The sequence below is a fragment of the Thermodesulfovibrio hydrogeniphilus genome, from assembly GCF_054657355.1.
On sequence record NZ_BAAHYW010000001.1, the window covers coordinates 654127 to 668465 of the forward strand.

10 protein-coding genes are annotated in these 14339 nt (G+C 38.4%); 4 read left to right on the forward strand and 6 right to left on the reverse strand.

Annotated elements, in window-relative coordinates; genetic code table 11:
- The first annotated feature begins 305 nt into the window (after window positions 1-305).
- Window positions 306-1625: a DNA recombination protein RmuC gene (locus tag ACYQ3P_RS03360; protein WP_460176538.1), complete on the forward strand. Its 1320-nt coding sequence runs from the start codon at window positions 306-308 to the stop codon at window positions 1623-1625.
- 468 nt (window positions 1626-2093) lie between these two features.
- Here ACYQ3P_RS03360 and ACYQ3P_RS03365 read toward each other — a convergent pair whose 3' ends face one another.
- Window positions 2094-3236 carry a small ribosomal subunit Rsm22 family protein gene (locus tag ACYQ3P_RS03365; RefSeq protein WP_460176539.1) on the reverse strand — a complete coding sequence of 381 codons (1143 nt, stop codon included), beginning with the start codon at window positions 3234-3236 and terminating at the stop codon, window positions 2094-2096.
- Between the two features lie 65 nt (window positions 3237-3301).
- Window positions 3302-3574, reverse strand: a complete 273-nt coding sequence (locus ACYQ3P_RS03370) for an HU family DNA-binding protein (protein ID WP_460176540.1) — start codon at window positions 3572-3574, stop codon at window positions 3302-3304.
- Window positions 3575-3789: 215 nt separating this feature from the next.
- On the opposite strand from ACYQ3P_RS03370, the gene rpsO reads away from it, so the two are divergent.
- Genes rpsO through ACYQ3P_RS03385 form a run of 3 tightly spaced genes read left to right on the forward strand, consistent with a single transcriptional unit; the run spans window position 3790 to window position 7470 of the window.
- Window positions 3790-4059, forward strand: coding sequence for a 30S ribosomal protein S15 (gene rpsO / locus ACYQ3P_RS03375; protein WP_460176541.1), 270 nt, complete (start codon window positions 3790-3792; stop codon window positions 4057-4059).
- 6 nt (window positions 4060-4065) lie between these two features.
- The gene (gene pnp, locus ACYQ3P_RS03380) at window positions 4066-6228 is read left to right on the forward strand and encodes a polyribonucleotide nucleotidyltransferase (RefSeq protein WP_460176542.1); all 2163 of its coding nucleotides are present in this window, start codon (window positions 4066-4068) and stop codon (window positions 6226-6228) included.
- 57 nt (window positions 6229-6285) lie between these two features.
- The gene (locus ACYQ3P_RS03385) at window positions 6286-7470 is read left to right on the forward strand and encodes a M16 family metallopeptidase (protein ID WP_460176543.1); all 1185 of its coding nucleotides are present in this window, start codon (window positions 6286-6288) and stop codon (window positions 7468-7470) included.
- A gap of 59 nt (window positions 7471-7529) precedes the next feature.
- Here ACYQ3P_RS03385 and qmoC read toward each other — a convergent pair whose 3' ends face one another.
- The 4 genes from qmoC to aprA form a co-directional block, all read right to left on the reverse strand.
- Complete coding sequence (qmoC, locus tag ACYQ3P_RS03390) at window positions 7530-8678, reverse strand: quinone-interacting membrane-bound oxidoreductase complex subunit QmoC (protein ID WP_460176544.1); 1149 nt, start codon at window positions 8676-8678, stop codon at window positions 7530-7532.
- Window positions 8679-8718: 40 nt separating this feature from the next.
- Complete coding sequence (locus ACYQ3P_RS03395) at window positions 8719-10953, reverse strand: FAD-dependent oxidoreductase (RefSeq protein ID WP_460176545.1); 2235 nt, start codon at window positions 10951-10953, stop codon at window positions 8719-8721.
- Between the two features lie 3 nt (window positions 10954-10956).
- On the reverse strand, window positions 10957-12207 hold the full coding sequence (locus tag ACYQ3P_RS03400; RefSeq protein ID WP_460176546.1) for an FAD-dependent oxidoreductase: 1251 nt from the start codon (window positions 12205-12207) through the stop codon (window positions 10957-10959).
- A 140-nt stretch (window positions 12208-12347) separates the two neighbouring features.
- On the reverse strand, window positions 12348-14336 hold the full coding sequence (gene aprA / locus ACYQ3P_RS03405) for an adenylyl-sulfate reductase subunit alpha (protein ID WP_460176547.1): 1989 nt from the start codon (window positions 14334-14336) through the stop codon (window positions 12348-12350).
- Window positions 14337-14339 lie beyond the last annotated feature (3 nt).

Here is a 14339-nt window from a genome sequence, read left to right on the forward strand (position 1 = left end):
TCCCTTTATGCTTGAAAAGATTGCTTCGGCATCCTGACGGATACCTCGCAATGACAGAGAGGTGTTCACCATCCACCAATTAGAGACTGCTTCGCCCCATTGACACGCTTTCGTTCGCAAAAGGGGCTCGCATTGATGATATGGTGAATAGACACGCTTTCGCTCGCAACAGGGGGTTCGCTGTGACACTCCTCTATATTTTTTCTGGCAGAGTTGTTCAATTTCGTTTAAGAATACTGTTATACTTAATTCAAATAGTTCCTGCTTTATTGCAGGAGATTTAAAATTTTACGGAGTAAAAATCAATGCATGATTTTACTTTATTTGGTATAGGATTAATTGCAGGATTGGCTATAGCATCTATCGGGCTTACTGTTTTGTGGAATAAGCTGAATATTACTAAGGAAAAGCTAACATTCACTCAGGAACAACTAAGGATAGCACAAGAAAAAGCTCAAGATGTTGATAAAATAAGGCAAGAAAATGAAAATCTCATACGGCAAGTTGAAAGGCTTTCTACGCAGCAAGATTGGCTTAATCAAGCAGAAAGCAAATTAAGAGAAACATTTCAATCTTTAGCATCGCAGGTTTTAGAAAAAAGTTTACAACTGAATTCAGAAGAATTTCTCAAAAAAGCTAAGGCTCAACTGGATAGCCTTTTTGTAGCAGCCAAAGGAGACTGGCAGGCTTCCAAGCAGGAAATAGAAAATCTTCTTCAGCCCTTCAAAATTGAGCTTGAAAAATTAGAAAAACAAGTGAAAGAAATTGAAAACAAAAGGGAGCAAGCTTACGGCTCTTTAGAACAGTATATTAAGTTATTATCACAAAGTCATCAAGAACTTAAGACAGCAACAAACAATCTTTTAGAAGCGTTTCGCAAATCACCTACTTTACGGGGCACATGGGGAGAAATTCAGCTAAGACGCATTGTTGAAATTACAGGAATGCTTCCATATGTAGACTTTCAAGAACAAATGGGCGCAGGCGATAAACGACCTGATTTAATTGTGAATCTTCCCAATGGTGGATTGATGATAGTGGATTCAAAAGTTCCACTTCAACATTTTCTGGATGCAATTCATGCTGTAGATGACAAAATAAGAGAGGAAAAATTAAAAGAGCATGCTAAAACTGTAAGGCAAACAATTCAGCAATTAAAGGATAAAAAATACTGGGAAAATTTTGACAAAACAGCTAATTTCGTTGTCATGTTCATTCCCCACGAACACGCATTATCAGCTGCCTTTTTGTATAATCCTAATCTGCTTGATGAGGCTTTAACAAGCGGTGTTTTATTAGCTTCTCCCATAACCTTTATAGCACTGCTAAAGGTAGTAAGTTTTGGTTGGATGCAACACAAGGCTTTTCAGGACGCACAGGAAATTATTAGAAATGCAAAAGAAGCCTATAAAAGATTACAAGTTTTTTCCGAACATTTTAATGAAATCGGCAAAAACTTACAAAAAACAGTTACTGCATACAACCAGACAGTAGGTTCTTTGCAGAGCAGGGTTTATCCAGTTCTTAGAAAGTTTGAGGAAATACAGATTGGAGAGAGAGAATTTATTCAACCTAATGAAATTTCTGTGTCTCCAAAGGAAATTCAACAGCCTAAAGACAAATAACATTTTGATATATTAGGCATTTTTATGGCATAAAATTTAAACCTAAATGTAAGGTTCTCAAATTTAATTGCAAGTGCTTTTTCCCTGTGATTGAGAGGACACGAAAGTGTCGAAGCAATATATGCCACGACAGGCAGGCGTGGCAATCTCTTCGTTGGTAAAAAGGTAAGAAGACGAGATTGCTTCGGGACTTCGTCCCTCGCAATGACGATGAAGGGTGGTCATTGCGAGGCAGACCGAAGGTCTGCCGAAGCAATCCCGTTCCTTGTCAAAAAAGAAAGGCGAGAATTCCTCGCTTTGCTCGAAATGACGGCGTAGTGGAGATTGCTTTGTCGCTGAAGCTTCTCGCAATAGCGAAAAGAAAATAGACTGTCGCAAGCCGAAGCCGTGGCGACTTTTGCAATAACGTTTGATAATCGCACAGTTTAGGGATAGTATAAACTAAGGCACAAATTTCTTTTTGATGCTTTATGGACTATAAAGAATCTTTATCTCGCAGTCTTTTGGGATTCTTACTTTTTTGTCAGATAATTTTAAGTATTTATCTATTAAAAAATAAGCACCTTTTTTAATCTTGAGCCATTGCTCATCCTCTGAGAAGTCTCTTTTTAATTTTTCAATATCTACTAAATCACCCTTCCAGCATGCCCATAGTCTGCTCTTGCCTTTTTCATTAAGAAGATGACTTGTATTTTTTATTATTTCTCCCTCTAAGCCAAAAGTCTCTTTTATATTAATTCCATCTTTTCTAAATACAACATAGCTAAATTTGAGATAATTCACCTGAAGTCCCACTGAGCTTAAAAAGGTCAAATACGAAGGAGCAGTCCACCTTCTTTCCTCGTAACACCAATTCCTTACCTTAAAAGCAGAACAAGGAAGGTTATCAAGACAGGGGCTATATGGATAGAAATCAAGTTCACTAATAAGAGCATCCCTTAGCTCATGAAGCCTCATAGATGATTTCTTTGTTCCCGGCTCAATTATCATGAGTGTAAACTCAGGATTTTTATAAGTAAAGGGTTTTATAAAATTGATGAACGTTTCCCTATCAATAGATGCTTTATCAAATAGCTCTCCTAAAGAGTTTGAGAAAATCATTAAATCAGGCTTTATTTCTTTTATTTCCAGATAGGATTTTAAATCCGATGCGTCAGACTTTATAAAATCGTATTTAATAGAAAAGTTACTGGGCTTAAAGAAATTAATTAACTTTTCTGCTATTTCTATGGCTTTTCCTTCCTGTTCAACACCTACATATCTTACATGTTTAAGCTTTAATCCCATATGGTCAATCAATGATAGAAGTGGCAGAATCGCAGGCGATGGACCACATCCAATATCCACAATCTTTATTTCCCTTTTATTCAATAATGCAGGGTGTCGGTAAAGCTCTCTGAAAATGCTATATATTTTTGACAAATTTACAGGAACAAAATAAAGAAGATACCCCTTTATCAAAGCCTCATCTTTAAGATAATTAAGAGGTCTGTATTGCTCAGAAAAAGTAAAAATATCTGAAATTTCTAAAACTATCTTTTTTATTTCTTGCTTTGACGGTGCTTTACCCTTGAATACGAAATTCAAAATAAAATCGTATAATCTTTCCACATGCCTATCAGAATTAAAAAAAATAAGAGGGAGACTAAGCTCCCTCTTTAGAAAATTTTGTCAGGTTATTTTACAGCTTCCTTTAATGTCTTGCCAGCTGTAAACTTTGGAACCTTTGTTGCAGGAATCTTAATCTCCTGTCCTGTTCTTGGATTTCTTCCCTTCCTTGCCTTCCTTTTGGAAATATAAAAGCTTCCAAAACCAACCAATGTTACTTTCTCACCTTTTTTGAGTGATTCCTTAATTGCCTCAATTGTTGCATCCAATGCTTTTGCTGCCTCAGCTTTTGTCAGTCCTGCTTTGCTTGCAATCTTACCTACTAAATCTGCCTTTGTCATAATTCATACCTCCTTTTATGATTGATAATTATAGCTTCTGCAATAAACAATAACAAATTTTTCATATAAAGTCAAGTGTTTTTTTCAATAATTTTTAAAAAAATTTTTTTGAGATTTAAAGCTTTTACCATCAGTCTAAAAATTAAAACTTTACTGAAACCTCAATTTTATGTTATTTTTAAAAGTTAATCCTTGCAAGAAAGGTGGTGAATAAGATGGGAATTTCAACTGAGAGAAAAAAAGAGATAATTGAAACTTTTAAAACGCATCCTACAGATACAGGTTCTCCTGAGGTTCAGATTGCCTTGATCACAGAGAGAATTAAGTATCTAACAGAGCATTTTAAAATTCACAAGAAGGATCATCATTCAAGAAGAGGGCTTATTAAATTAGTAGCCCAGAGAAAACAGCTTTTAAGTTATCTTAAAAAGATTGACAAAAACAGATATGCAAATCTTATTGAAAGGCTTGGTCTTAGAAAATAAATTTTAATGAGGAATGGAGTGGAAATAGAAACCGAGATTAAAGGTAAAAAACTCATACTGCAAACAGGAATATTTGCAAAACAAACAAATGGTTCTGTTTTAGTTAAATACGGAGATACTGTAGTATTATGCACAGTTGTAGCAGATAAAAATCCTAAAGAAGGCTTAGACTTTGTCCCACTGACAATTGATTATCAAGAAAGAGCTTACTCTGCAGGAAAAATTCCTGGTGGCTTTTTCAAAAGAGAAGGAAAACCTACTGATAGGGAAGTTTTGGTATCAAGGCTTATTGACAGACCAATAAGACCTTTATTCCCTGAGGGATACAACTTTGAAACACAAGGTATAGCATCTGTTCTATCTTATGGTGATGAAAATGTTGCTGATATTTTAAGCATCATAGGAATATCTGCTGCATTGACAATTTCAGACATACCGTTTAATGGTCCTGTTGGAGCAGTAAGGGTTGGAAAAATTGGAGATGAATTTATTTTAAATCCTGACAACGAGGAGATTGAAAAAAGCAATCTTAATCTTGTTGTAGCAGGCACTGAAGAAGCTGTAACAATGGTTGAAGGTGGAGCTTCTGAATGCTCTGAAGACACACTTGTAGAGGCGCTAAAATTTGCCCATCAACACATCAAGCAATTTATAGCGGTTCAAAAAGAACTTCAACAAAAAGCAGGCATAGCCAAATTTGAAATAACCGAAGTTCAAGAAAACGAAGAACTTAAAAAGGCTGTTTTAGAGATTATTTCTCACTCATCCAATGGAACATCCAGAATTGAAGAGGCTTTGCTTACTTCAGGAAAAATCAATAGACAGAAAGCAATTGATAAACTGTTGGATGAATGCCTGCAAAAATTAAATACCGAAGAGTATAGAGAAAAGCTTACTGGTAAAGCAGACACAGATATTTCAGCAGAAATCAAAAAAATATTTGAAAAAATTCTTAAAAACACATTCAGAAGGCTCATTATTGAAAAGGGAATTCGTGTTGATGGAAGAAAGCCTAATGAAATAAGAACTATCAATTGTATTGTTGGTTTACTTCCAAGAGTTCATGGTTCAGCTCTTTTTACAAGAGGAGAAACACAAGCACTTGTAGCAACTACATTGGGCACATCAGAGGATGAGCAAAAAGTTGAACTTCTTGAAGGCGAAATATTTAAGTCATTTATGCTTCATTACAATTTCTTGCCCTTTAGTGTCGGAGAAGTAAAATCTCTTAGGGCTCCGGGCAGAAGGGAAATTGGTCATGGTTATCTTGCAGAGAGAGCTTTAAGCTATGTAATTCCATCAAAAGAAGAATTTCCTTATACAATAAGGGTCGTATCAGATATACTTGAATCCAATGGTTCATCATCAATGGCAACTGTATGCGGAGCTACTCTTTCTTTAATGGACGCAGGTGTCCCGATAAAATCTCCTGTAGCAGGGGTTGCAATGGGACTTATTAAAGAAGACGAGCAAACTGTAATACTTACTGACATACTTGGTATGGAAGACCATTACGGTGATATGGACTTTAAGGTAGCAGGAACGGAAAACGGAATAACAGCTTTCCAGATGGATGTAAAAATATCTGGCATTGATTATGAGATTTTCAGAAAAGCCCTTGAGCAGGCAAAAGAAGCAAGACTATTCATTTTGCAAGAAATCAAAGAAACTTTACCTGCTCCAAGAAAAGAACTTTCTCCATATGCTCCGAGAATATATACCATTCAGATAAAACCTGAAAAAATAAGGGATATCATTGGAGTCGGCGGTAAAGTTATTAAAGGAATTATTGAGGAGACAGGGGTAAAGATAGATATTGAAGACAAGGAAGGAATTGTAAGAATCGCTTCTTCCAATGAAGCTTCAGCCTTAAAAGCAATTGATATCATTAAAGGTATTACTCAGGAAGCTGAATTAGGGAAGATATATATGGGAAAGGTTACAAGAATAGTTGATTTTGGTGCATTTGTTGAGATACTTCCCGGAGTAGAGGGACTTCTTCATATATCACAAATATCAGATAAGAGAATCCAGAAAGTGACAGACATTTTAAAATTAGGAGACCAAACTCCTGTAAAGGTAATTGAATTAGACGAGTTAGGAAGACCAAGATTAAGCAGAAAAGAAGCCTTAAAGGAAATATCTAAAAACAATTCAACCGCAGAATAAACCCTAATGGCAATAAAGTCTTATCTTTTTTCTAATGTCCCCTTGTTAATGCAAAAAATGCCCTTTGCCCATTCTTTTGTATTGGGGATATGGGTAAAGTATGGCTCAAGGTATGAGGAACTTTCAAAAAATGGGATTTCGCACTTTCTTGAGCATTTATTTTTTCAAGGCACAAAAAATCGTGATGCCAAGTCAATATCTATTGAAATTGACAGCATCGGAGGGGATATTAATGCTTTTACAACAAGAGAATTTACAGCAATATACATCAAAGCCCTCTCCAAACATGTAGAAACAGCAATTGAGCTGATATGTGATATTTTTTCAAATCCTACCTTCCCCGAAAACGAAGTTGAAAAGGAACGAACAGTTATTCTTGATGAAATAAGAACCATTAGTGACACACCTGAAGAGTTAGTTCATGATCTTTTTATGGAACAAGCATTTCAAGGGGGACTTGGACAGCCTATTCTTGGAAAAGAAGCTACTGTTTTGAATATAACAAGAGAAGATATTGTAAGATGTTATGATGAGTATTATTCACTTTCTAACTGTGTCATTTCCTGTGCTGGGAATTTTGATGAAAAGGCGCTCTTTGACTCCCTTGAGAAAAATCTTACTTTCAGGAATTCAAAAAAAACACCAGATATTAAACCTTCAATTTTTACTCCCTCTCTTAATGTTTATGAAGAAGATTTTAATGAAGTGCATATTACGATTGGTATGGATACTTTTTCCTTTAATAATCCTTACCGTTATCCATTAACACTTTTAAACAGCACTATCGGTGGTAGCGTTAGTTCAAAGCTTTTTCAAGAAATTAGGGAAAAAAGAGGGCTTGCCTATAATATCTACTCATCTGTTTCCTTTTATCATGACACAGGATTGTTTGAAATCTACACTGCCTGTGACCAAAAAAAGATAAACGAAATACTAAGTATTATAATGGATACATTCAAAAATCTTCCTGATTCATTAACTGAGGAAGAATTACAGAGAGCTAAAACCCAGATTGTATCGCAAATTCTATTTTCGCTTGAATCATCAACCTCTATAATGAACAATTTGGCATATCAGGAATTATATTCAAATACTATTTTGAGTCCTGAGGAATATGCAAGAAAATTTGAGTCCGTAACTTTAAAAGATATCTGTGAAGTTGCATCTATTCTAAAGGAAAAAAAGCCCGGAATTACTCTTCTTGGACCTATCAACAAGGAAGCAATAGATTTAGAAATTTAAAAAATTTGTGGCTCGCACTGCTAAAATTCAGCACGAGCCACAATCTAAAAATCAATAACTTATGCTACCTCTTCTTTTTTAACAGTCTCTTCTCTCATAGCAGCCTTTGCGAATACCATTGCTGTTGCTCTGTAAACCATGTGAGCCATCTTTGAGTGAGGAGCATATGCAAAAAGAACAAAGACAAACACAAGGTGGGCAATATAGGAAGCATAGCCAAGTGTCTCTACCTCAGCCTCTCTTAAAAGCTCAGCAAGAAATCCTGTAACACCAACCCCGAGTATTACTGTAATCAAGAGCCAGTCAAAGTAGCTTCCAAGACCCTGCTTTAAAGCATTCTTTGTTCTGTTTGCAATTATGAGGAACATTCCGATAAGGAGGGCTATACCACTAATGTTACCAATAATCTTTACGATATTAGTCTGTGGATAAGGAGATTCCCATCTAAGCACCCATTCATAAAATGCAGCTATACCTGTTGTAATCGCAAGTCCGATAAATGCATATAAAACAAGCAAGTGGGCTGTTACTCTGCCTTTGTTTAGTGTGCAGAGTTGAAATTTCTTATGGAGTAATACATCCTTAATTGTTTCGTATATACAGTTGTAGATGTCCTTCCTTTTCAGCTCTGTGCCTTCTGTAAGGTCAAGCCAGTATTTCTTCACCCCGAGATAAAAACAAATTACAGCAAAGCCTGCCAAAGCCATAAATGGCACATCAATCCAAGGAACAGCAGGTAGAAATGCAACATAGGACATCTCGCCGTTTTCACCTCTTGGAATCTCTGTTCCGCTAAAGTAGCCAAGCAATGCCATCTCCCCGAGGAAGAAAAGAAGAGGAATAATGAAAATTAGAAGAACATACTTAGGATCAGCAACCCAGTTGGCAAGAAACTTTGGTGGTGAATAGTTTTTTATCATGAGCTTTCTTACAGCACCAAGAACTTCTCCGGGTTTTGCTCCTCTTGGGCAGTAGGCAGTGCAGTCACCGCAGTGATGACAGAGCCAAATATCTGGATTTTTGAAAAGCTTCTCCTTCAATCCCCACTGAGCATAAAGCATCTCCTTTCTTGGGAAAGGCTTGTCATCTGGTGAAAGACTGCACACTACTGTACAGGTGGAGCACTGGTAACACTTTTTCAAAGACTCACCACCAGCTTTTATAACCTCATTAGCAAACTGTAAATCTGGCTTCAATATTTCCGCCATATTTTCCCTCCTAAATTATTCGTTCAACATTCAACATTAATTAAAAGCCCTTAAATGGATTTGGTCCGATTTCTCTAATTTTATCCATAAACTCATTGATAATTTGAGGAATTCTCCAGTATTCATCAATAGCAACTTCGTACATCTGAACTCTGTCTGATTCAAGCTGTAATCTGTCAAGGGTCTCCTGAACCTTTCCAAGTCTGTATTTTGCAAGTTCACTACCCTTTGCAAAGTGGCATTGATAGTCTTCACCAAACTTACAACCAAGCAATAACATTCCATCAACGCCCTTTGAAAGAGCATCTGCAATCCAGACAAGGTTCATTGAGCCAAGACATCTAAGCTGTATAAATCTGACTGCTGGATCCAGTTTTAGCTTATTAAGTGCTGCTGTCTCAGTTGCAGGGAATGCGTCGTTTTCGCAGCAAAGAACAATAATTCTTGGTCTGTCCTCTTCTTCTGGAACAGAGACATTCTTCATCATTGTTCCGAGCATGTCAACATTGTAATCCTTGAAGGAAACTATTCTTTCAGGGCATGCACCCATACATGTTCCACATCTACGACATCTGTTAGGTTTGTAGAATGGTGTTCCCTTCTCATCTTCATCAATAGCTCCAAATGGACATTCCTCAGTACAACGCTTACAAGCTGTACATTTTGTAAGATTTGGCTCTGGGAATGAGGTATCCCATGCTCTTGGATGAACTGCAATACCATTGGCAACATGCTCTAAACATTGAATTGCCTTTAATGCAGCTCCTCTTGCATCCTCCTGTGCATCTGTCATATTCATAGGCTGACGCACTGGGCCTACTGCATATATGCCTGTTCTACGAGTTTCATATTGGAAACATATAAAGTTTGAATCAACAAAGCCAAAGCCACCCTCAAGGAATGGAAGCTCAGGACCCTGACGATAACCAAGATTAAGAATAAACTCTGGCTTCTTTGTAGTTTCAAGGTATTTTGCCTTTTCCTCATCACCTTTTGCAGCTGCTGCAGCGAGTCCATTAAGATAATCCTGTGGCTCCTTTGTTGTTGGGACCATTCCTGTAGCAAGAACAACCATCTCGGTCTCTATCTCAACTTCTTCTCCGAGTATGGAATCCTTTACAGTGACATAGAGTTTATCCCATTCTTCCCTTATGCCAACGACTTCACCCTTTGCAAGCATAACTCCAGGTGTGTTTTGGGCTTCTTTATAATAGTATTCAAGCTTACCGGGTGTTCTCATGTCCTTGTAAATAATCATTGCTGAAGCTTCTGGATTGTTGTCTGTTACATATCTTGCCTGCTTAAGTGATGTTGTACAGCACATTCCAGAACAGTATGGAAGATGCTCAGGGTCTCTTTGTCCTGCGCACTGGACAAAAAGAACTGATTTTACCTCTCTTGAGTCAGATGGTCTCTTGATTAATCCATTATTGCGTTTTGCAATCTCCTCAAATTCAAAGTTTGTTACAACATCCTTAAATTTGCCATAACCATATTTTTTAGCAAGCTTCTTTGCATCGTATGACTTCCAGCCTGTTGCCTGAATTATAGCACCGATCTTAATAGTCTCTGTTGAACCATTCTTTGCTATTGTTACATCAAAATCACCGGGTTGACCGTCAATTTTTTCAATCTTTGATGAGGTATAAACTTTTATTTTTGGATTTGATGTAACCTCGTTGATGAGAGGCTCTAAGTTAACATCTGCAAGAACGCCCTTTGTATAATCATCAGTTGGAACTTTTTTATAAAGCTTTCTTGCAAAACCACCAAGTTCTGCCTCTTTCTCTACAAGAACAACATCATAACCTGCCTTTGCAGCTTCAACAGCTGCTGTCATACCAGATATACCGCCACCAACAACAAGAATTGTCCTGTTTATCTCAATAACATAGGGCTCTGGAATTTCTCCCTTCTGAGCTTTGATAACACCCATTTTAATATAGTCTTCTGCAGCAAGCTGTTGTTCCTCAGGAGACTCAATAGTCCATACAGCAAGCTCTCTTACAGGAACTCTTTCAACAAAGCATCCGGGGAATGTAAATTCATAGGTTTTAACTCTTGGTGAACATCCAGCAATAACTATGCTGTTTACACCCTGCTCGTTAATATCTTTTTTGATTAGCTCAATGCCTTCATTGCTACAAAGAAAGTCATGCTCTACAACTACAGGAACTCGCAAGGCATTTTTAGCGATGTTTGCAATTTTTTCAGTATTAATAGCCTCTCCTATTCCGCAGCCTTTGCATATATAAAGTCCTATTTTCTTTTCCATCTGTTACCTCCTTAAACCTATCTGAATTGCTTTGAGGGCTGCGCCAGTTGCATCTTTGCCACATCCTGCAACATCCATTGCGTTTTTAGCACATCCTGCTGAATAAATTCCCTCTGCATCAACAACAAAACCATCTATTGCATACTTAAGTCCGGGGACCTTAAATTCCATTCCCTCTGGCTGCATTCCTGTGGCAAGGACTACCATATCAACCTTTTGATGTATTTTGGCTCCACTTAACATATCTTCAGCAGTAACTATAACATCATCAGAGTCTGGAGCCTGCTCAATAGCTGCAACTTTACCTTTAATAAGATTTACTCCACCCTGCTCCAATACCTTATTGAAGAATTTCTCATATCTACCGGGTGTTCTTATGTCAATGTAGAAAATAAACACTTCTGCGTCAGGATTCTGCTCTTTTAGATAAAGAGTATGCTTCAAGGATGCCATACAGCAGATATATGAGCAGAATGGAAGATGATTTTCATCTCTACTGCCAGCACACTGAACAAATGCGACTTTTTCTACTGGTTTTCCATCTGATGGTCTTAAAATCTGCCCTCCTGTTGGACCATTCTTTGAGGCAAGTCTCTCCATCATCATGTTGGTAATTACATTCTTAACCTTTCCAAAACCAAGATTATCAATCTTAGTTGCATCGTATGGTTTCCATCCTGTAGCAACTATAATGGAGTCAACCTTGACCTCAATAGTCTCAGCCTGCATGTTTAAGTCTATTGCATTGTATTTACATGCCTGAACACATGGAGCTGGACAGTCATTTGGGCAAGCTGTTCTGTCAAGAACATATCTTAAAGGAAATGCTTGCTCAAAGGGTAGATAAATTGCCTTTGTTTTATTTAGTCCAAAGTTGAAATCACTTACTCTTTCAGCTGGACAGGCTTCAGCACAGACATTGCATGCTGTGCAGTTTTCATTTACATAGCGGGGATTTATTTTAATTTTGACTGTATAATCCCCGGGTGTTCCTGATATAGATTCAACCTGTGACATTGTGTAAAATTTTATTTTTGGATTTACTTTTACACGCCGGAAATTAATCTCAAGACCACATAGGGGTGGGCAGATTTTTGGGAAATACTTATTTAACTGAGCAACTCGTCCACCGAGATAGGGATTTTTCTCTACTATTATTACTTCTGCACCTGTCTCGGCAGCCTCAATTCCTGCTGTTAAACCGCTGAATCCCCCACCAATAACCAAGATTCTTGGGCTACCATTGTGATGCATTCTCAGCCTCCTTTATTGAATTATCTTAAACATAAAAATTCGTAATACAGTTTTTCAACTGCATTACGAATTTAAAATTTGACTCTAATTTTGAAAGTTTAAAGGGAGGGAGATGCCTCCCTCCCTTCTTTACCCTCATATTAATCTGGAATGATCTGGACGTATGGGACTTTCTTAAGTGTAAATGTATCTGTTGCTGGATCATAGACTGAGTTGACGAATGCACGCCAGTTGTTATCATCAACAAAGTCAAAGTCTCCTCTGTAGTAGTAGCCAGGATATCTGGATTCTTCTCTGAAGAGGATGTGTCTTGCATGAGCTTCAAGGGAGAGTGTTCTGTGATAGTTCTCCCAGCATCTGAGGAGCTCATGGAGATTTGCAGCTGCCAATCTTGAAGCATCCTCTTTGAGAAGCTGGAGTTTCCTCAAGCCTTCCTCAATCATTGTCTTGGAGGTCATGTACCATGTGCTTACGCCACCGAAATACTCGTCAGCAATCTTCTGGAGTCTTGCCTGGTACATACTTGGTCTGATGTAGTGTGGGTTGACATTAGGATCTGTTGAGTATGTCTTATATTTCTCATAAATCTCAAATGGCAGATAGAGCTCTGCAACAAGAGCATTTACATCTTCAGCGATTGTTGGTGTGTATCCTGAGTTATCAAGGATGAATGCTATTGCAGCCTTTGCAGCAATTCTTCCCTCTGCATGTGAACCAGAGGAGAATTTGTGTCCGGATGCACCAACAATGTCACCTGCCATAAAGAGACCATTTACTGTGCTCATTCTGTTGTAGCCCCAGAACCACTCAGCTGGTGCTCCAGGAATATCTCCAGGTCCGCTTACCCAGAAGCCTGCGCAGCCAGCGTGTGAACCAAGGAGATATGGCTCTGTTGGCATAATCTCAGATGGAACCTTATCTGGCTCTACATTGTTAGCAGCCCAAAGGCCTGCCTGGGAGATACACATGTCAAGGAAGTCTTCCCATGCTTCTGCCTCAAGGTGTTTGAGTCTCTTTGTATCCATCTGCTTTGCAAGTTCCTGCATTGCAGTGTGGGTATTCATGAGGATTGGTCCTCTACCCTTCTTCATTGCCTGCATCATGAGATGGTTTCTAATAGCAGTTCCAAGTGCCTCAGCCCATTTTCCATATTTCTGAACCGCATCCTGAAATTCTGGTGTATCTTTTGCGCAATAATCTGCTCCAAGAGCATCTGTTGCTTTTGCTTTGAAGAAGAGGAACCATGCACCGACTGGTCCGTATCCGTCCTTGAATCTTGCTGGGACGAATCTGTTTTCCATCATTGTGAGCTCAGCTCCAACGGACATTCCGAGATAGTATCCGGAACCAGAGTTCCATACTGGATACCATGCTCTACCCTGTCCTTCACGGGCTGATCTTGGTCTGAATACATTAACTGCACCACCAGCAGCGCAGAGAATTGCTTTTGCTTTGAATACATATACTTTATTTTCTCTTACGCTAAATCCGATTGCACCTGCTACTCTATTTTGCTCTTTTGCATCCTTGAGAAGCTTAACGATAAATACTCTTTCATAGTGGTTCTGTGGAATGTTGAGAGCCTTTCTGTTGTACTCAAGGGCTGCCTTTGCAGCTTCTGCAACGATGACCTTGTAGGATTCACCGTTGATCATGATCTGCCATTTTCCTGAACGGCATGGTACGCCACCGTCTTTGAGCTTTGGCTTGCCCTGATCCCTTGCCTGGAATCCATCAAGTGACCAGCCATCATCGCTCTTTTTCCAAATTGGGAGACCCCATTCTTCAAACATGTGGACAGTGTTGTCAACATGTCTTCCAAGGTCAAATACGAGGTCCTCTCTGATGATTCCCATAAGGTCTGCGCGGACATATCTTACATAGTCCTCAACTTTATTCTCACCGATGTAGGTGTTAATAGCACTGAGACCCATAGCAACAGCACCGGAACGGTCTGTGGCTGCCTTATCAACCATTGTTACTTTAATTCCCTTTGGTGTTGCCCATCTGCATGCTTCAAATGCAGCACCGCAAGCAGCCATACCACCGCCGATTATAAGAAAGTCAGTATCAACTTCTACGACTTCTGGTCTTTGACAATATGAAAAAGTGCAAGTCTCTTTTTCCATTTT

Bases quoted from the DNA above. Each gene is read 5' to 3' on its own strand.
- ACYQ3P_RS03360 (WP_460176538.1), top strand. From the start codon at position 306: ATGCATGATTTTACTTTATTTGGTATAGGATTAATTGCAGGATTGGCT.
- ACYQ3P_RS03370 (WP_460176540.1), bottom strand. From the start codon at position 3,574: ATGACAAAGGCAGATTTAGTAGGTAAGATTGCAAGCAAAGCAGGACTG.
- rpsO (WP_460176541.1), top strand. From the start codon at position 3,790: ATGGGAATTTCAACTGAGAGAAAAAAAGAGATAATTGAAACTTTTAAA.
- pnp (WP_460176542.1), top strand. From the start codon at position 4,066: ATGAGGAATGGAGTGGAAATAGAAACCGAGATTAAAGGTAAAAAACTC.
- ACYQ3P_RS03385 (WP_460176543.1), top strand. From the start codon at position 6,286: ATGCCCTTTGCCCATTCTTTTGTATTGGGGATATGGGTAAAGTATGGC.
- qmoC (WP_460176544.1), bottom strand. From the start codon at position 8,678: ATGGCGGAAATATTGAAGCCAGATTTACAGTTTGCTAATGAGGTTATA.
- ACYQ3P_RS03395 (WP_460176545.1), bottom strand. From the start codon at position 10,953: ATGGAAAAGAAAATAGGACTTTATATATGCAAAGGCTGCGGAATAGGA.
- ACYQ3P_RS03400 (WP_460176546.1), bottom strand. From the start codon at position 12,207: ATGCATCACAATGGTAGCCCAAGAATCTTGGTTATTGGTGGGGGATTC.
- aprA (WP_460176547.1), bottom strand. From the start codon at position 14,336: ATGGAAAAAGAGACTTGCACTTTTTCATATTGTCAAAGACCAGAAGTC.